General features: G+C 74.1%; 14 protein-coding genes, 1 tRNA gene and 1 riboswitch. Of the genes, 4 read left to right on the top strand and 11 right to left on the bottom strand.

Going from position 1 to position 17,138, the window contains the following annotated elements; genetic code table 11:
- The 3 genes from groL to thrC all read right to left on the bottom strand — a co-directional run bounded on the left by groL (position 1) and on the right by thrC (position 3,557).
- Complete coding sequence (gene groL, locus O2W17_RS06825) at positions 1-1,626, bottom strand: chaperonin GroEL (RefSeq protein ID WP_269191647.1); 1,626 nt, start codon at positions 1,624-1,626, stop codon at positions 1-3.
- Positions 1,627-1,876: 250 nt separating this feature from the next.
- A complete protein-coding gene (locus tag O2W17_RS06830) occupies positions 1,877-2,077 on the bottom strand; it encodes a cold-shock protein (protein ID WP_269191648.1) in 201 nt (66 codons plus the stop codon).
- A 178-nt stretch (positions 2,078-2,255) separates the two neighbouring features.
- The gene (gene thrC, locus O2W17_RS06835; protein ID WP_269191649.1) at positions 2,256-3,557 is read right to left on the bottom strand and encodes a threonine synthase; all 1,302 of its coding nucleotides are present in this window, start codon (positions 3,555-3,557) and stop codon (positions 2,256-2,258) included.
- Positions 3,558-3,569: 12 nt separating this feature from the next.
- Positions 3,570-3,699, bottom strand: a riboswitch (SAM riboswitch).
- Between the two features lie 57 nt (positions 3,700-3,756).
- On the opposite strand from thrC, the gene O2W17_RS06840 reads away from it, so the two are divergent.
- Complete coding sequence (locus O2W17_RS06840) at positions 3,757-4,578, top strand: HAD family hydrolase (protein WP_269191650.1); 822 nt, start codon at positions 3,757-3,759, stop codon at positions 4,576-4,578.
- A gap of 152 nt (positions 4,579-4,730) precedes the next feature.
- Here O2W17_RS06840 and O2W17_RS06845 read toward each other — a convergent pair whose 3' ends face one another.
- The 5 genes from O2W17_RS06845 to rarD form a co-directional block, all read right to left on the bottom strand.
- Complete coding sequence (locus O2W17_RS06845; protein ID WP_269191651.1) at positions 4,731-5,618, bottom strand: ABC transporter permease; 888 nt, start codon at positions 5,616-5,618, stop codon at positions 4,731-4,733.
- Positions 5,615-8,482: an alpha/beta fold hydrolase gene (locus O2W17_RS06850; protein ID WP_269191652.1), complete on the bottom strand. Its 2,868-nt coding sequence runs from the start codon at positions 8,480-8,482 to the stop codon at positions 5,615-5,617. Before O2W17_RS06850 ends, O2W17_RS06845 begins: the two co-directional genes overlap by 4 nt.
- A 77-nt stretch (positions 8,483-8,559) precedes the next feature.
- Positions 8,560-10,014 carry a LytR C-terminal domain-containing protein gene (locus tag O2W17_RS06855; RefSeq protein WP_269191653.1) on the bottom strand — a complete coding sequence of 485 codons (1,455 nt, stop codon included), beginning with the start codon at positions 10,012-10,014 and terminating at the stop codon, positions 8,560-8,562.
- 11 nt (positions 10,015-10,025) lie between these two features.
- Positions 10,026-10,364 (bottom strand): DUF3263 domain-containing protein, encoded by a 339-nt coding sequence (locus O2W17_RS06860; RefSeq protein WP_269191654.1) that lies wholly within the window; start codon positions 10,362-10,364, stop codon positions 10,026-10,028.
- Positions 10,365-10,480: 116 nt separating this feature from the next.
- Positions 10,481-11,398, bottom strand: a complete 918-nt coding sequence (gene rarD, locus O2W17_RS06865; RefSeq protein ID WP_269191655.1) for an EamA family transporter RarD — start codon at positions 11,396-11,398, stop codon at positions 10,481-10,483.
- A gap of 74 nt (positions 11,399-11,472) precedes the next feature.
- Here rarD and O2W17_RS06870 point away from each other — a divergent pair, with 74 nt between their 5' ends.
- Entirely contained in the window at positions 11,473-11,871 is a 399-nt protein-coding gene (locus O2W17_RS06870; protein WP_269191656.1) for a DUF5313 family protein, read from the top strand.
- Here the strand turns inward: O2W17_RS06870 and O2W17_RS06875 are convergent.
- The 3 genes from O2W17_RS06875 to O2W17_RS06885 all read right to left on the bottom strand — a co-directional run bounded on the left by O2W17_RS06875 (position 11,871) and on the right by O2W17_RS06885 (position 14,255).
- Positions 11,871-11,943 (bottom strand) — tRNA-Thr (locus tag O2W17_RS06875). The two genes, O2W17_RS06870 and O2W17_RS06875, sit on opposite strands and share 1 nt — an antisense overlap.
- Before the next feature lie 93 nt (positions 11,944-12,036).
- Positions 12,037-13,200, bottom strand: coding sequence for an MFS transporter (locus O2W17_RS06880; RefSeq protein WP_269191657.1), 1,164 nt, complete (start codon positions 13,198-13,200; stop codon positions 12,037-12,039).
- A gap of 374 nt (positions 13,201-13,574) precedes the next feature.
- A complete protein-coding gene (locus tag O2W17_RS06885) occupies positions 13,575-14,255 on the bottom strand; it encodes a hypothetical protein (RefSeq protein WP_269191658.1) in 681 nt (226 codons plus the stop codon).
- A 300-nt stretch (positions 14,256-14,555) separates the two neighbouring features.
- On the opposite strand from O2W17_RS06885, the gene O2W17_RS06890 reads away from it, so the two are divergent.
- The gene (locus O2W17_RS06890; protein WP_269191659.1) at positions 14,556-15,812 is read left to right on the top strand and encodes a S1C family serine protease; all 1,257 of its coding nucleotides are present in this window, start codon (positions 14,556-14,558) and stop codon (positions 15,810-15,812) included.
- 43 nt (positions 15,813-15,855) lie between these two features.
- On the top strand, positions 15,856-17,136 hold the full coding sequence (locus tag O2W17_RS06895; protein WP_269191660.1) for a DUF445 domain-containing protein: 1,281 nt from the start codon (positions 15,856-15,858) through the stop codon (positions 17,134-17,136).
- Positions 17,137-17,138 lie beyond the last annotated feature (2 nt).

A 17,138-nucleotide genomic window follows, 5' to 3' on the forward strand; every position in this document is an offset into this window, starting at 1 on the left:
TCAGAAGTCCATGCCGCCCATGCCATCGCTGTTCGGCATGGCCGGAGCGTTCTTCTCCGGCTTGTCGGCGATGACGGCCTCGGTGGTGAGGAAGAGCGCCGCGATGGAGGCGGCGTTCTGCAGCGCCGAGCGGGTGACCTTGGCCGGGTCGATGATGCCGGCCGCGATCAGGTCCACGTACTCGCCGGTGGCGGCGTTGAGGCCCCAGCCGGTGTCGGAGTTGCGGACCTTCTCCGCCACGACGCCGCCCTCGAGGCCGGCGTTGATGGCGATCTGCTTCAGCGGCGCCTCGAGCGCGACGCGCACGATGTTGGCACCGGTGGCCTCGTCGCCCTCGAGCTCGAGCTTGTCGAATGCGACGGCCGTGGCCTGCGCGAGAGCGACGCCACCACCGGCGACGATGCCCTCCTCGACGGCGGCCTTGGCGTTGCGCACCGCGTCCTCGATGCGGTGCTTGCGCTCCTTGAGCTCCACCTCGGTCGCGGCACCGGCCTTGATGACGGCGACGCCACCGGCCAGCTTGGCCAGGCGCTCCTGCAGCTTCTCGCGGTCGTAGTCGGAGTCCGACCGCTCGATCTCGCTGCGGATCTGGTTGACCCGGCCCTGGATCTGGTCGGTGTCCCCGGCACCCTCGACGATCGTCGTCTCGTCCTTGGTGACGACGACCTTGCGGGCGTGGCCGAGCAGCTCGACGCCGGCGGTGTCCAGCTTGAGGCCGACCTCCTCGCTGATGACCTGACCACCGGTGAGGATGGCGATGTCGGTCAGCATGGCCTTGCGGCGGTCACCGAAACCCGGGGCCTTGACGGCGACGGACTTGAAGGTGCCACGGATCTTGTTGACGACCAGGGTCGCGAGAGCCTCGCCCTCGACGTCCTCGGAGATGATCGCCAGCGGCTTGCCCGACTGCATGACCTTCTCCAGCAGCGGGAGCAGGTCCTTGACCGAGCTGATCTTGCCGTTCACGACGAGCACGTACGGGTCGTCGAGGACGGCCTCCATGCGCTCCGTGTCGGTGACGAAGTAGGGCGAGATGTAGCCCTTGTCGAAGCGCATGCCCTCGGTGAGCTCGAGCTCGAGCCCGAAGGTGTTGCTCTCCTCGACGGTGATGACACCTTCCTTGCCGACCTTGTCCATCGCCTCGGCGATGAGCTCACCGATGGCGGGGTCGGCGGCGGAGATCGACGCGGTGGCGGCGATCTGCTCCTTGGTCTCGACGTCCTTGGCGGTCGAGAGGAGGTACTCGGTGACCGAGGCGACGGCCTTCTCGATGCCCTTCTTCAGGGCCATCGGGTTGGCGCCGGCGGCGACGTTGCGCAGACCCTCGCGCACGAGCGCCTGGGCGAGCACGGTGGCGGTGGTGGTGCCGTCACCCGCGACGTCGTCGGTCTTCTTGGCGACCTCCTTGACCAGCTCGGCCCCGATCTTCTCCCACGGGTCCTCGAGCTCGATCTCCTTGGCGATGCTCACACCGTCGTTGGTGATCGTGGGGGCGCCCCACTTCTTCTCCAGCACGACGTTCCGGCCCTTGGGGCCGAGCGTCACCTTGACGGCGTCGGCGAGGGTGTTCATGCCCCGCTCGAGACCGCGGCGCGCCTCTTCTTCGAAGGCGATCATCTTGGCCATGTGGTGATGTCCTCCATGCATGTAACGCTGCACGGCCGGGTTCGGCGCCCGCGACGGACGACACCAGCGACGTGGACGCTCCGTCGGCCCACGAACCGGTGCCTCACCGTTCCGACCTGATTGGCACTCGGGAGCCCCGAGTGCCAGAAACGAGTCTGGCACTCGACCCTGCCGAGTGCAAGGACGGGGTCCCCCGGACGCGCGGGAGGCCCGGCCCCCAGGGGACCGGGCCTCCGTGGAGGTGCTGCGATCAGGCGCTGCGGACGGCGTCGGCCTGCGGACCCTTCGGGCCCTGGACGACCTCGAACTCGACGCGCTGACCCTCGTCGAGGCTCTTGTACCCGTCCATCTGGATGGCGGAGTAGTGGACGAAGACGTCCTCGCCGCCGTCCACGGTGATGAAGCCGAAGCCCTTCTCGGCGTTGAACCACTTCACGGTGCCCTGTGCCACGTGTGCTCCCACGTTCGTGCGTGCGGACGGCCCTCCGGATCGGAGGGCCGGGTCCACCTCTTCCGCCCGTTCGAGCACGAACATGGAACTGGAACCGCGCGGGAAGGTACAGCAGCACCCGCCCTGTGCAGGCACTTCATCACCACGGTGTCACCCGGATCGGGCGACGGACCACCCGTCAGCCGATGAGGCCGGCGGCCCGCACCGACTTCAGCGACGGCTCGACGCGGTGGGTCGGGCCGACGACCGGCTCCAGCGGGTCGAGGGTCTTCAGCCCCTCGCCGGTGTTGAGGACGACGGTCTCCTTCGCCGGGTCCAGCCGCCCGTTCTCCACCAGCTGACGCAGGACGGCGACAGTGACGCCACCGGCGGTCTCGGCGAAGACACCCGTGGTCCGGGCGAGGTCGCGGATGCCCTGGACGATCTCGTCGTCACTCACGCGTCCCACGGCACCGCCGGTGCGCCGGATCGCGTCCAGCGCGTACGGGCCGTCGGCCGGGTTGCCGATGTTGAGCGACTTGGCGATCCCGGTTGGCTTCACCGGCTTGACGACGTCCCAGCCGTTGTCGAACGCGGTGGCGATCGGGTCGCAGCCGGCCGACTGGGCGCCGAAGATCGTCCACTCGGTGGCCTCGACGATGCCCGCGGCGGTGAGCTCGCGGAAGGCCTTGTCCACCTTCGTCAGCAGCGAACCCGAGGCCATCGGGATGACCACCTGGGCCGGGATGCGCCAGCCGAGCTGCTCGGCGATCTCGTAGCCCATCGTCTTGGAGCCCTCGGCGTAGTAGGGCCGGACGTTCTGGTTGACGAAGGCGGTGTCCTCGAACTCGTCGGTCTCGGCGAGCTCGCTGGTCAGCCGGTTGACGTCGTCGTAGGAACCGTCGACGGCGACCAGCGTCTGACCGTAGACCGCCGACTGCACGACCTTCCCCGGCTCGAGGTCGGCCGGGATGAAGACGAACGACGGCAGGCCCACGCGGGCGGCGTGCGCGGCCACGGAGTTGGCCAGGTTGCCGGTCGAGGCGGCGGCGATCTTCTTGTAGCCCAAGCCCTTGGCGGCGGTCGCCGCGAGGCTGACCACCCGGTCCTTGAACGAGTGGGTGGGGTTGGCCGAGTCGTCCTTGACCCAGAGCCCACCGGTCAGGCCCAGTTCGTCGGCCAGCCGGTCGGCGCGCACCAGCGGGGTCATGCCGGGGTCCAGGGAGACGCGCCCGGCGGGGTCCTGGCCCACCGGCAGCAGCGCCACGTACCGCCAGATGTTCTGCGGGCCGGCCTCGATCTGCGCCCGCGTCACCGCGCGCATGAGCTCGGGGTCGTAGTCGACCTCGAGCGGGCCGAAGCACTCGGCGCAGGCGTGCTCGGCGATGAGGCCGAAGGTGGCGCCGCAGTTGCGGCAGACGAGCCCGCGGGCCGGACAGGGCGGGGTCGGGCCACCGGCGGACGAGTCGGCCTGTACGGAACCGGGAGCGGTGAGAGTCATGCGACGACTACCTCCTCATCTTCCCCGCAGCGGGCCGTCGAGCCGCGCGGGACGGAATTGGCACCTCCCGCCGCGCTCTCGCGTCGGACGGCGGTTGCCGGGGCTTCATCGGGCCGTGTCCCTCTGCCCCTCTGGATGAGTGAACGAGCAAATCGTACCCGCGGGCGGTACCGGATCCGGAGGCGGACAGGATGGGCGCGTGGCAGCGCGCATCGTCTACACCGATCTCGACGGCACCATGGTCGGCCCGCGGGGCTCCTTCTGGCACACCGCCGGCCGGGAGCTGACCGACGGACCGGCCGGTGCCCTGCTCGACCTGCACCGCGCCGGGGTGGTCCTGGTGCTGGTCAGCGGCCGGACCTACGAGCAGGTGGTGGAGGCCGCGCGGATCTTCGCCGCCGACGGCGCCATCGCCGAGCTCGGCGCCACCATCGGCTGGGGCTTCGGGCGGAACACCCACCGGCTGCGCGGCGAGCTGCCCGCCGGGTACGGCGAGCGGACGGCCATGGACGTGATGGCGGAGCTCCGCGTCGTCGAGGAGCTGGTCGCCGCCAACCCCGGCCGGCTCGAGTGGCACGCGCCCTGGCACGCGACCCACTCCACCGACGCGCTGCTCCGCGGCCGGGTGGACGCGCTCGCCGTCGACGCGTGGCTCGCCGAGCGGGAGCTGGGCTGGCTCACCCTCAAGGACAACGGGGCGATCCCGGCGGCGTCGTGGATGGGTCTGGACGCCGATCCGGCACCGCCGCGGGTCTACCACCTGATGCCGCGCGGCATCTCCAAGGGCGCCGCGATCGCCTGGGACCTGGAGCGCCGGGGCCTGTCCCCCGAGGACGCCGTGGGGATCGGCGACAGCATCAGCGACCTCGACATGGCGCCCGCCGTGGGCCGGCTGTGGATCACCGCGAACGGCGGGGCGGTGGACGGGATGGCCGCGGCGCTGGCCGCCGTCCCCAACGCCACCGTCACCGACGCCGCGATGGGCGAGGGCTGGGCCCAGGCGGTCCGCGCCAGCCTGTGACATCGCGATCCTCCGGATCGCACCGCGGCCAGGTGCGACGGCATCGTCATCCTCCGGATGACACCGCCGCCAGGTGCCCTCCTGCGGTCGCGCTGAGCGTGTCCAGTCAGACCTCCGGGACCCCTCCGGGGCCCACTCGGCGCGGCATCAGCTCAACTCGTGACGTCGCGACGGGAGAAGTGGCGGAAGCCGAGCGCGGTGAAGATCGCGATGTAGACCAGCGACTGGATCACGCCGCGGAACATGTCGCCGGAGTCGACCGGCGTCTGCAGCAGGTCGGTCCAGGCGAACTCCTCCGCCGTCGGGAACCAGTCGCGGATCGAGCCCAGCTGCTCCACCTGGTCGAGGATCGCGAAGACGAACATGGTGAAGACCGCGCCGCCGACCGCCGCCAGCGGTGCGTCGGTGATCGTGGAGAACCAGAAGGCCAGCGCCCCGACGACCAGCAGGTGCACCGCCAGGTAGCCGAGCATCCCGGCCAGCCGCAGCATCCCCTCGCCCTGGCCGATCGAGACCCCGACCGGCGTCTGGATGTCACCGAACCCGAACGCGATGCCACCGGCCACGACGGCCACCGCCGCCAGGGTGAGCAGCGCGGCGACCGACAGCACCAGCGCGGCGAGCCACTTCTGCCGGAGCAGCCGCATCCGCGGCACCGGGGTGGCCAGCGCGTACCGCAGCGACCCCCACTGGGCCTCGACGGCCACGGTGTCGCCGAAGAGCAGCGCGTACACCACGACCAGGAAGAACCCGGTGGTCGCGAACAGCACGAAGAGGGTGAAGTTCAGCCCGCTCGCCGTCGCGACGTCGACCAGGTTGATCCGGGTGTTCTCCGCCGCCTCCTCGCTGGCGCCCAGCTGCAGCGCCGCGATGAGCAGCAGCGGCAGCGCGACCATGAGCGCGAAGACGCCGAGGGTGCGCCGGCGCTTGAACTGCCGGCGCAGCTCCACCGACAGCCGCAGCGTCCGCTCCGGCCGGTAGCCGGCGACCGCGCCGGTCGGCTGGACGTGCCCGGTGTCGCCCGCTCGCGTCGCGCTCATGACTCCCCCACCAGCGCCAGGAAGGCGTCCTCGAGCCGACGTCGCGGCGTGAACTCGTCGACGGCGACCCCCGCGGCGACGAGCGCCTGCAGGGCATCGGCCCGGCGGGCACCGTCGAGCTCGGCCACCAGCCCCTCGTCGGTGCGCCCGGCCGTGACCCCCGGCAGCCCGGAGAGGACGGCGATCGCCCGGTCGGTGTCGGCGTCGTCGGCCAGGCCCACCAGGACCGAGCCACCGGTGCCGACGATCTCCTCGACCGTGCCCTGCGCGATCTTCTGCCCCTTGGCCATGACCACCACGTGGCTGCAGGTCTGCTCGATCTCGCTGAGCAGGTGGCTGGAGACGATCACGGTGCGCCCGGTGGCGGCGTAGGAGCGCAGCACGTCGCGCATCGCGTGGATCTGCGGCGGGTCGAGCCCGTTGGTGGGCTCGTCGAGGACCAGCAGGTCGGGCAGCCCGAGCATCGCCTGGGCGATCGCGACCCGCTGGCGCATCCCCTGGCTGTACCGGCGCACCGGGCGGTCGATGGCCGCCCCGAGGCCGGCGACCGCGATGGCCTCGTCCATGTGCGCGTCCTCGGCCGGCCGACCCGTGGCGGCCCAGTAGAGGGTGAGGTTGTCGCGCCCGGACAGGTGCGGCTGCAGACCGGTGCCCTCGACGAACGAGCCGAGCCGGGACAGCACCGGGGCACCCGGGCCTGCAGCGTGCCCGAAGACGCTGATCCGCCCCTCGGTCGGCCGGATCAGCCCCATCAGCATCCGCAGCGACGTCGTCTTGCCGGCACCGTTGGGGCCGAGCAGGCCCAGCACCTGCCCGCGCCGCACCTCGAAGGAGAGGTCCCGGACGGCGACGAAGCCGTCCTTGTAGGCCTTGGTCACGCCGGTGAACCGCAGCGGGACGTCCTCGCCGTCCGGCTCGACCTGGGAGATCTGCCGGCGCCTGCGGCCGCCCCACCAGCGGGCGGCCAGCCAGCCGAGCAGACCCAGCGCGGCGACGACGGCGAGCAGCACCCACCAGCGCGAGGTGCCGCCCGTGGACTCGCTCCGGCCGTCCACCACCGGCGCCGCCAGCTGGGTCGAGCCGGCAGCCGCCCCGTTGACCGCGCCCGCCTCTGCCAGGCCGACGGAGTACACGGCGGCCTCGTCGGGGAGCGCGTAGGCCTGGTCGGTGGAGGACACCACGAGCCGCAGGGTGTGGCCGGCCTCGAACCGGTGGACGATGCCCGGCAGCGTGGCGCTCACCCGGGTGGGCGTCGTCGGGTCGGTGGAGACGTCGGGGAGCGACAGCGGGGCGACGAGCCCGCCGGGCAGGGTCGTGCGACCGTCGGGCCCGACGTCGTACAGCTTGGCGAAGAGGGTGGCGGAGCCGCTGGGCGAGGCGACCACCAGGTCGACCGTCGACGCCCCGACGATCTCCACCGCGGCGTCGAGGGGCTCGCTCTCGAAGGCGGCGAACTGGCCCGGGATCTCGGCGGTGGTGCCGCCGAGGGCCGCGCTGAGGGCGCCGAGGCCCGGGACGGTGGTGAGCGCCGCGGGCGTGCCCCCGGCCGGGGTGACGACCGGCTGCACGGGGCCGGTCAGCGTCACGGGCCGCCGGTCGGCGGGCTCGGCCGCGGCCAGGCCTGGGTAGTCCTCGGCGACGACGGTCCGGCCGCCGCCCTGCACGCGGCCGACCGTGGCTCCCAGGCCGGTGGGCGCGGGGAACTCGAAGCCGGTGCCGGGATCCTCGCCCACCCCCCGCAGGTGCCAGTCGAACCAGCCGGCGACCTGCTCGCGCAGTTCCTCGCGCTGCCGGTCCGACGCGGAGGCGTCGTGGCCGCCGTCGAACCAGACCACCTTGACCGGGGTCCCGTCGCCGGCGATCCCGCGCGCGTTGGCGTCGGCGTGGTCGAGGCCGAAGAGCGAGTCCCGCGTGCCCTGGACCAGCAGGGTCGGTGCCTCGATCCGGTCGACCACCCCGGCCGGGCTGCCGCGGTCGAGGACGGCGGCGACCTCCGGCGTCAGCAGGCCGGTGGACGCGGCCGACTGGTAGGCCGCGCAGACCTCCGGCCGGAACCGGCCGCAGGTGAGCAGCTGCTCCACCGCCTCCGGGTTCGCCGCCGCACGTTCCAGCAGCTCCGGCGGGAGCGCCGCCGCGGCGCCCTGGGCTCCGGCCGGTCCCCCGCCCACCCCGTCGAGCAGGCTCCCCGCTGCCGAGCCGATCCCGAAGAACAGCCCGGCCCACAGCTGCTTGAAGACGCCGTCGTCCACGGTCGGCGGCACGGCGGCGACGGTGCCCGTCTCCAGGTCGCCGGTGTGGTCGGGGAACAGCGCGGTGGTCAGCGAGTGCCAGGTGATCTGGGGCGCGATCGCGTCGATGCGCTGGTCGTAGGCGGCGCCGAGCAGGGCCAGCGCCCCGCCGTAGGACCCACCGGCGACCCCGACGCGCGGGTCGCCGTCGGCGTCGAGCTCGACCTCCTCGCGCTCGGCCAGCAGGTCGAGCAGCGTGGAGAGGTCGGCGATCTCGTAGCGCGGGTCGTTGAGCCCGATCCGGCCGGTGCTCTCCCCGAAGCCGCGGGCCGAGTAGGTGAGGACGACGTAGCCGCGGTCGGCCAGATCGGCGGCATCGTCGGCCACCGACCGCTTGCTGCCGCCGAAGCCGTGCGCCAGCACGACCGCGGGAGCCGGCTCGCCGGTGCCCGGGAGGTACAGCGTGGTGTCGAGCTCGACGGCCTCCTCGCCGGAGCCCGACGGCACCCGGGCGTCCTCCGTGCTCACCTCGGCGGCGCCCGCCGGAGGAGCGAGGACGAGCAGGCCGGTGGGCAGGGCGAGGGCGAGCAGGGCAGCGGCCGTCGCGCGCGCACCGGAGCGCGGGCGAGGACGCACGAGCCCGCGGAGGGAGCGCACGAAGCGCCCAACGGCCGGGCGCCCGTTCGTGTTCCGGACGGCTGCGGGAGCCGGGGTCAGGGCTGCCAGTTGCCCGTGGCGACGACGACCAGGCCGGGTGCCGGGACATCGGTGACCTCGAAGAAGCGCGGCGCGGGGCCGGCGAGCTCGGGGAACTGGTCGATCAGCTGCAGCGCCGCCTGGCGCTGCTGCTCGTCGCCCTCGGTGAAGAACACCGTGGTGGCGGCGACGTCGGTGCCCGGGTAGGCGCCGACGCCGGGCGACTCCCAGCCCCCGGCGACGACGGCCCCGGAGATCTTGCCCGCCAGACCGGTCACGCTGGTCGCGTTGAGCACGGTGACGGGAACCCGGACGGGTGTGGTGACCGCCGGCTCCACGGGCACCGGCTCGAGGGTCAGCGGTGGGAGGGCGGCGCTCGGCGGGGCCACGGTCGGCGTGCTGACCGGGGCCGGCGCCGACTGGGCAGCGGCGGCTTCCTCCGGCGCGGGGGCGGTGACCTGGTAGACGCCGAGGACGGCTCCGGCGACGACGGCCATGGCCACCAGGCCCTTGAGCACGCGCCGGGGCTTGCGCTCCGGCTCGTCGTCGAAGAGGACCTCGGGGGTGCCGTTGCGCTTGGCGGCCTTGCGCCGCGCGGCGTCGGCGGCCTGGCGCTCGGCGCGGTAGGCGGCCCGGCCGCCCTTGACCGGACCGGTCCCGGAGAGGTTGTCGTCGGTCGCGCGGTCGTCGGGGTCGCCGTACGCGGCGTCGAGGTCGTCCTCGGGCGCCGGCGCCTCGTCGCGGCGGGTGGTCGTGCCCCGCTCCGGGATGGCGGTGGTGGCCGGGGCCAGGGGCGTGCGCAGCACGTCCACCACGGCGTCGGCTGCGATGCGCGAACGGCCGGTGTCCTCGGTGCGGGAGGGCTTGGTCCAGTCCCCGTAGGACGACGGCGGCGCACTCGACGGTGCGGTCTGGCGCGGGACCCGCGGCACCCGGGGGACGCGCGGGGCCGCAGTGCGCCCGCCGAGGCCGCTCGGGCCGGTGGTGACCAGGGGGCCGTCGTCGACCAGCACCGAGGACGCGGGCCGGCCCGTGGCACCGGCGGGCGCGCCGAACAGCGCGTCGCCGGCGGCAGGAGCGAGGACGTCCGCGCCGCGGGCCGGTGCCGCGCTCTCCTCCCGCGGCTCGGGGTGGGGCACCGCGAGGAACGGGGCGGCACTGGTCTGCGGCGCGAGGGCGGGGGCCGGACGGGGCGCGGGGGCACCGCCGGCCGGACGGGCCCCGACGGGGACCGGGGGCAGCGGGAGCCGGGAGCGCGACACCTGACGGCCGCCGTCGCCGGCGGAGGCGTCGAGCAGGACGTCGCGGCGGCGCTCGGCGCGCTCGCGGCCGGGTGCCGTGGGGTGGTCGCTCAGCTGCGCGGCTCCACCGGACCACGAACGGTCGGGGGCATCGGTCCTGCGCCGCCCCGCGGTCGCAGACCCGTTCCCCTGACCCAGCTCGTCACTGCCTGACGCGGCGTGCCTGCCCACGGTGACTGAATCTAATCCATGTCATTCGCCTTGCCCAGGATCTGCGACGAACGGGTTCGCTGCCGCGCCGTGCGCAGCCGGCGGAGGCGCCGGACCACCAGCGGATCGGCGGCCATGGCCTCGGGACGGTCGACCAGGGCGTTGAGCGCCTGGTAGTACCGGGTCGGCGTCGTGCCGAACAGGTCGCGGATCGCCGTCTCCTTGGCGCCGGCCCGCCGCCACCACTGCCGCTCGAAGCCGAGCATGTCGTGCTCGCGCCGGGACAGCCCGGCGCCGCCGACCTGCACGGTTCCCTCCCCTGACCCGTCGGCCCGGGGTGGGGAGACCACGGGGGTTGGGTCGCTGCTCATGTCGGTCCATCTCCTGCCACGCTCTGCCCCCCGGGGACCCCCGGGAGGCTCGGGCCCGACCGTAGCGCCGGGCACCGACGTTTCCGGCCGCGCGCCGCGCCGGGTCGTACCGGCGCTCAGGGAGTGGGAACCACGACGTCCTGGCTCGCCTTCCGAGCGCCGGCCCGGGCGTGTCGCAGGGTGTCGGCGGTGAAGACCGCGAGGGCGATCCAGACGATCACGAAACCGGCCAGCCGGGCGGGCGGCATCGGCTCGTCGTAGACGAAGACGCCGATCGCCAGCTGCATCAGCGGGGTCAGGTACTGCAGCAGCCCCACGGTCGACAGCGGGATCCGCCGGGCGGCCGCCGCGAAGAGCAGCAGCGGGACCGCCGTCGCCACCCCCGCGCTGGCCAGGAGCAGGGCGTGGCCGATCCCGGCGTTGGCGAAGGTCCCGTCCCCACCGGTGTGCAGGACGGCCAGGACGACGCCGGCCGGCACGGCGACCAGCGCCGTCTCCAGGAACAGCCCCGGCGCCGCCTCGACCCGCACGACCTTCTTCATCAGGCCGTACGTGCCGAAGCTGAGGGCCAGTCCCAGCGCGATCCACGGCGGGCGCCCGTAGTCGACGGTCAGGACGACCACGGCGACCGTGGCGATGCCGACGGCCACCCACTGCAGCGGGCGCAGCCGCTCGGCGAAGACCACGACCCCGAGCAGGACGCTGACCAACGGGTTGATGAAGTAGCCGAGCGAGGTCTCCACGACCTGGCCGGAGTTGACGCCGTAGACGTAGATCAGCCAGTTCACCGAGATGAGCACCGCGGCACCGGCCAGCACCAGGAGCGTGCGCCGGCTGCGGATCGCCGCGCGCACGAGCCCCCAGCGGCGGACGACGGTCAGCAGCAGCGCCACGAACACCAGCGACCACAGCACCCGGTGCGCGACGATCTCGAGGCCGCCGGCGGGCTCGAGGAGGGGGAAGTAGAGCGGGAAGACACCCCAGAGCGCGTAGGCGCCGAGCCCGGAGACCACCCCCAGGCGACGCTCGTCCACGGGCGCACGGTACGCCCGGGCTCCGCGGCTCCCGCACGGCGTCACCGCACGCCTCGGCGGCCTACCGTCGAGGCGTGCGCAGACAGCGGCCCACCCCCCTGCAATGGGTCTGGTACGCCCTCGGTGGCGGGCTCCCCCGGGAACTGGCGCCGTGGGTGCTGGCCGACACCACGCGGAGCACCTGGGTGTGGCGGCACCTGGCGCGGGCGCTCGTGCAGCTGCTGCCGCTGGTCGTCGTCTGCCTGCTGCTGGTGCCCGTCCCGCTGGCGTACCGGATCAGCGCGGCGGGCGGCGGCCTGCTGCTGGGCCTGCTGTTCTCCCTCGCCTACATGGTCGAGACCATCGAGCACCGCGTGGCGAAGGCCGGCTACGAGCCGGGGACGGCGGCCCGGCTGCGCGCCGAGCGGGTCGAGCGCACCCGGGTCGAGCGGCTGGGGCGCTACCGGCGCGACGGCGCGGGCAGCTTCGACTGAGCCGACGAGGGGACTCGAACCCCTAACCGCCCGATTACAAGTCGGGTGCGCTACCAATTGCGCCACGCCGGCGGGACCTGGGGACGAGTCCCGGGTCAAGGATAGGGACAACGCACGGGCGAGCTCCGCGCCCGGGCTCACGGCGTCGCCCCCGTCCGGGGACCGTCAGGCAGCCGGCCGGGCGAACCGGGGCCGCAGCAGCACCATCGGGATGACCAGCGCCGCGTCGACAGCGAACATGAGGGGCAGTCCGTAGGCCTCGGCGTAGCCGCCGAGCAGGGAGAGCCCGGCGATCGCGCCGAGGGCCAGGGCGCACAGCGCGGCGCTGAAACCGGTGGCCGGCCGTTCCGGGAACACCTCGCCCGACCAGATCACCAGCAGTGCCGAGAGCACCATGAAGCTCGAGCCGAAGAGCACCGCGGAGGTCGTCACCAGCGGCCAGGACGGCGGTAGGACCAGCAGCGCGGAGGCCATGCCGAGAGCCATCGAGGAGACCGCAAAGGTCCGCCGAAGCCCTCCGGTGGCCACCAGGTAGCCGGTGGCGGTGCCCACGATCCCGCTGCCGCCGACGAGCAGCCAGAACACCGGCGCCGCGACGTCCGGCAGGTCCGGTGCGCTCGCGACCCGGTCGACGGCATAGGTCCAGTACACGGTGCTGGTGAGTCCGAACCCAGCGCTGCCGAGGAAGAGGGGGGCGCTGCCTGTGCGCCGCATCCAGTGCCACGGCGAGGTGCCTACCGACGTGTCGGTGCGCTGCGGGTCGGGTCCGCCGGCCAGCAGCAGCGTGTTCCAGACCGCCGCCCCCAGGGCGAGGACGGCGAAGGCGGCCCACGCGAGGCGCCAGGTGGAGCCCTCAGTGGTCAGCCAGGCCGCCGGGGCGGAGACGAGCACGCCGAACGTCGTCCCGGACGTGATCACCGCAAGCGTGCGGTGCCTCCGGTCACGAGGCACCTGCCGGGCGACGGCGTCGGAGAAGGGCGCCCAACACCAACCCGGGCTCGTCGCGGCGACGAAGACCCCGATCGCGAGCACCACCGTGTTCGGCGCCACGGCGATCACGGCCGCACCCAGGGTCGCCGCCGACGTGCCGATCAGGACGAGGAGGCGCGGTCCTGTCCGGGCGACCAGCACTCCGGTGGCCAGCAACGCCAGCAGGTAGCCGGCATAGCCGCCGGCGGCGAGCAGTCCCGCGGTGTCGGTGGACAAGCCGAAGGTCTCTCGGAACTGCGGCAGGAAGAGCCCGTACCCGTACCGGGCGAAGGCGAACGACACCGCGATCGCCGTGAGGCCGGCCGCCGCAAGATGACCGGGGGACGCGGCGACCCTCACGGCTGGTCGTTCGTTCGCCATACGCTGCCAGCCTCCTCTGCCGGTTCACGGGCACGCGACGCCCCGTGGACCGGCTCCCCCAACGATCCGGCACGTCGGTGATCAGGGCCTACCCAGGGGTGGTCGGGGGCGGTGCTACGTGACCGACAGGTCACGCGTGGCGTTCCACGACACCGTGACTCCCATGCCGCGATCGGCTCGTCCGCGTTCCCGCACCCACCCTGGCAATCAGCAGCGGGCACCCGGAAGGCGCCGGTCACCCGGGCTGTCCCCCCACGCCACGCCGGCCGGACGTGCGACAGGGCCCGGGTTGAGTCCAGTGACACCGAGGAGGACGGCCCGGCGGCACCGGTGAGTGGCCGCGCCCCGGCCCGTCAGGCGGCTTCGGTCTCGGTGCTCGGGTCGGCGCACGGCGGGTCGCTGCGGACGAAGCCGGCCGGGTCCCCGCCGTGCAGCGGCCCGGCGGCGAGCCAGCGGGCGAAGCCGGCCGGGTCGCGCCGCTCCAGCTCGTCGAGCACCTGGGCTCGCCGGGAGACGATCCGCTGCCGCGCCGCGGGAGGCAGCGAGCCCTGCAACGCGGTCCCGGTGCGCAGCCACTCCTCGCCGAGCGCCGTCGTGGGCAGCCCGGTGACGGCCGGGGACGGCGGCGGTGCCCAGCCGCCCGCGACGGCGTGGATGCCCGCCGCGGTCGCCGGGCGGGCGGCGGCCTCCCGGCGGTCGCGGGCCCAGCGCGCCACGGCCCAGGCGGCGACGCCGGCACCGACGAGCAGCAGGGCCGCCGCGCCACCGGCGAGCACGGCCGTGCCGCTGACGACGAGCAGCGCCCCGACGGTCACCGCCGCGGCCTGACCGGCCGCCTCGACGGCGGAGCGGCGCGCGGGCGAGGGGTCCTCGCGGGCCACCCCCGCGGCCACGCACCCGGCCAGCGCGCCGGACAGGCAGACGGCGACCAGCCCGGGGCCGCGCAGCGCGATGCCCCCGACGACGGCCACCACGGCGGCGCACACCAGACCGAGACCGATCAGGAAGCGGAGGAAGGGACCACGGACGGGCACGGGCAGTCTCCACGGCGCGAGAGAGCGGGGCTGACGACGGGGAGCACCCGCCGTCGCCAGCGCCACTACCCCGCCGCGGGCGCCTATGCACACGCAGTCGCGGATCGATCACCCGCTCCGCCGGGCCCCTCCCGCTGGGCTCCCCCGGCGCGCTGCCCCGGCCGGCCGGCACCGCGCTCCGGGTCGCCGGCGGTGCCGCACCCAGGAAGCTCACAGGGTCCCTCCAGCGTTGCACCAGCGGGGAGTCGGACAGTGGGTACCGACGCAGCAGCCGGACGGCTGCGAGGAGAGGACGTAGCAGTGAGCGAGCACCAGCAGCAGCACCCCGGCGCGGGCCACCAGTTCGCCTGGCAGCCGCCGCAGCAGCCGACGACCCCGCAGCCCGTGGCGCCCTCGACCTACCCCGGCTACGGCGGCCTGCCCTCGCTCGCGGCGCCCGCTCCGGAGCAGCCGGCCCGGCGCAGCGGCCGGCTCCGCATCGGGCTCGTCGGCCTGGTCGCCGGCGCGCTCATCGGCGGCGGCGCGGGCGCCGGCGTCACCACCCTGCTCGACGAGCCGGCCGGCCCGGCGGGTTCCTCGACGTCCGCCCAGAGCGTGACCATCGAGAACCCGGAGCGGGCCACCACAGCCACGGCCGCCGCGGCGAAGGCCGCCCCCAGCGTCGTCACCGTCTACGTGTCCACGGGCACCAGCGCGGGCAGCGGCTCCGGCGTCGTCCTGACCGCAGACGGCTTCGTGCTGACCAACAACCACGTCGTCGCCGCCGAGGGCGCGAGCTCCGGCTCCGTGCAGGTGCGGACCGCCGACGGCACCCTCTACGACGCCGAGATCGTCGGCACCGACCCCGCCTTCGACCTCGCCGTGCTGCGCCTGGACGGCGCCGAAGACCTCTCACCGGCCACCTTCGCCGACTCCGACGCGGTGCAGATCGGTGACATCGCCGTCGCGATCGGCGCCCCGCTCGGCCTGTCCAACACGGTCACCGACGGCATCATCAGCGCGACCGGGCGGGCCGTGGCCACCGGTTCCACGCAGGACGACGCGACCGTGCTCGACGCCATCCAGACCGACGCCGCGATCAACCCCGGCAACTCCGGTGGCGCCCTGGTCGACGGCGCCGGCGAGGTCATCGGCATCAACACCGCCATCGCCACCGTCGCCTCCGGCGTCCCCGGCGGACAGGCGCAGAGCGGCAACATCGGCGTCGGCTTCGCCATCCCGGGCAACACCGCGCAGCGCGTCGCCCAGGAGATCATCCGGACCGGCGCCGCGAGCCGCGCCTTCCTCGGGGTGACCGCGAGCACCGCCGCCGACGGCCAGAACCGCGAGGTCGGCAGGGGCGCGCAGGTGGCCACCGTCGAGCCGGGCAGCGCGGCCGAGGAGGCGGGGCTGCAGGCCGGCGACGTCGTCACCGCCGTCGGTCAGCGCCCGGTCACCACGTCCACGGAGCTCACCGCGGCGATCCGCAGCCAGGCTCCCGGCGAGACGGTCGAGCTGACCGTCCGCCGCGGCTCGGACACCCGCTCCGTCGACGTCACCCTGGGCCAGACCAACTGATCCCCGGGCGGCCACCCCGGGCCCGGTCCCTAGGCTGGGCCGGGTGGCCGCTCCCCGACTGACCGCGCCCCTCCCCGGGTCGCTGGACGACCCGGCCCGGGCCCGTGACCTGGCCCGGATGAAGCGGCTGGCGACCGGGTTGTTCCTGCTGGCCGCCGTGGTCTTCCTGGCGTGCGTGCTGGTGGGCGAGGACGCCGGCGCCTGGGTCGGATACGTCCGGGCGACGGCGGAGGCCTCCATGGTGGGCGCGCTCGCCGACTGGTTCGCCGTCACCGCCCTCTTCCGGCACCCGCTGCGGCTGCCGATCCCGCACACCGCGATCATCCCGCGCAAGAAGGACCAGATCGGCGAGAGCCTCGGCGCCTTCGTCCAGGAGAACTTCCTGACCCGCGCCGTGGTCGAGGAGAAGCTCACCACGATCGACGTCCCCGGTCGCCTGGGCGGGCTGCTCGCCGCACCGGGGCGGGCGGAGCGGCTGGCCGGGGACGCCGCGGCCGCCGTCACGGCGCTGACCGAGCTGCTGCGGGACGAGGACCTCGAGCCGGCGGTCGCCGGCCTGGTGGACCGCAAGCTGCACGAGACCCCCGCGGCGCCGGCCCTCGCCCGGGTCCTGGAGCTGGTGGTCGACGGCGACCGGCACCAGGAGGTGCTCTCGGCCGCGCTGCGCCTGACGGCCCGCTTCCTGCACGAGAACCGGCTGGTGTTCCGGGCGCAGCTGGGCGACGCCTCCCCCGCCTGGGTGCCCGACTGGGTCGACGACCGCGTCTTCGACCGGGTCTTCGCCGGCCTCCAGGGCTTCTTCGACGAGGTGGGCGCCGACCCGCGGCACGAGTTGCGGCGGTCCTACGATGCCCGCCTGCGCGCCTACGTCCACGCGCTCCGGACCGATCCCGCCACCGCCGCCCGCGTCGAGGAGCTGAAGCGGGAGGTCCTCGAGCACCCCGCCGTCCGTACATGGTCGGGCTCGCTGTGGACCAACGCCAAGAACGCGGTGCTCTCGGCCGCCGCCGACCCCGACTCGGAGCTGCGCACCCGGCTCACGGCGCTGATCCTCGACGGCGCCACGATGCTCCGCACCGACCCGACCGTGCGCGAGCTGGTGCAGCGGCACGCGCACGGCGTCGCGGGCTACCTGGTCGAGCGGTTCTCCGGCGATCTGGCCGAGCTGGTCAGCAGCACCGTCGCGCGCTGGGACACCGACGAGACCAGCCGCCGGATCGAGCTCCAGGTGGGCCGCGACCTGCAGTGGATCCGGGTCAACGGCACCGTCGTCGGCGGCCTCGCCGGCCTGGTCATCTACACGGTCGCGCAGCTGCTCGGCTGAGC

The organism is Blastococcus sp. VKM Ac-2987, assembly GCF_026967805.1.
Classification (GTDB): Bacteria; Actinomycetota; Actinomycetes; order Mycobacteriales; family Geodermatophilaceae; genus Blastococcus.

Excerpts from the sequence above, each read along its gene's own strand:
- groL (WP_269191647.1), bottom strand. The coding sequence starts at position 1,626 with ATGGCCAAGATGATCGCCTTCGAAGAAGAGGCGCGCCGCGGTCTCGAG.
- thrC (WP_269191649.1), bottom strand. The coding sequence starts at position 3,557 with ATGACTCTCACCGCTCCCGGTTCCGTACAGGCCGACTCGTCCGCCGGT.
- O2W17_RS06845 (WP_269191651.1), bottom strand. The coding sequence starts at position 5,618 with ATGAGCGCGACGCGAGCGGGCGACACCGGGCACGTCCAGCCGACCGGC.
- O2W17_RS06860 (WP_269191654.1), bottom strand. The coding sequence starts at position 10,364 with ATGAGCAGCGACCCAACCCCCGTGGTCTCCCCACCCCGGGCCGACGGG.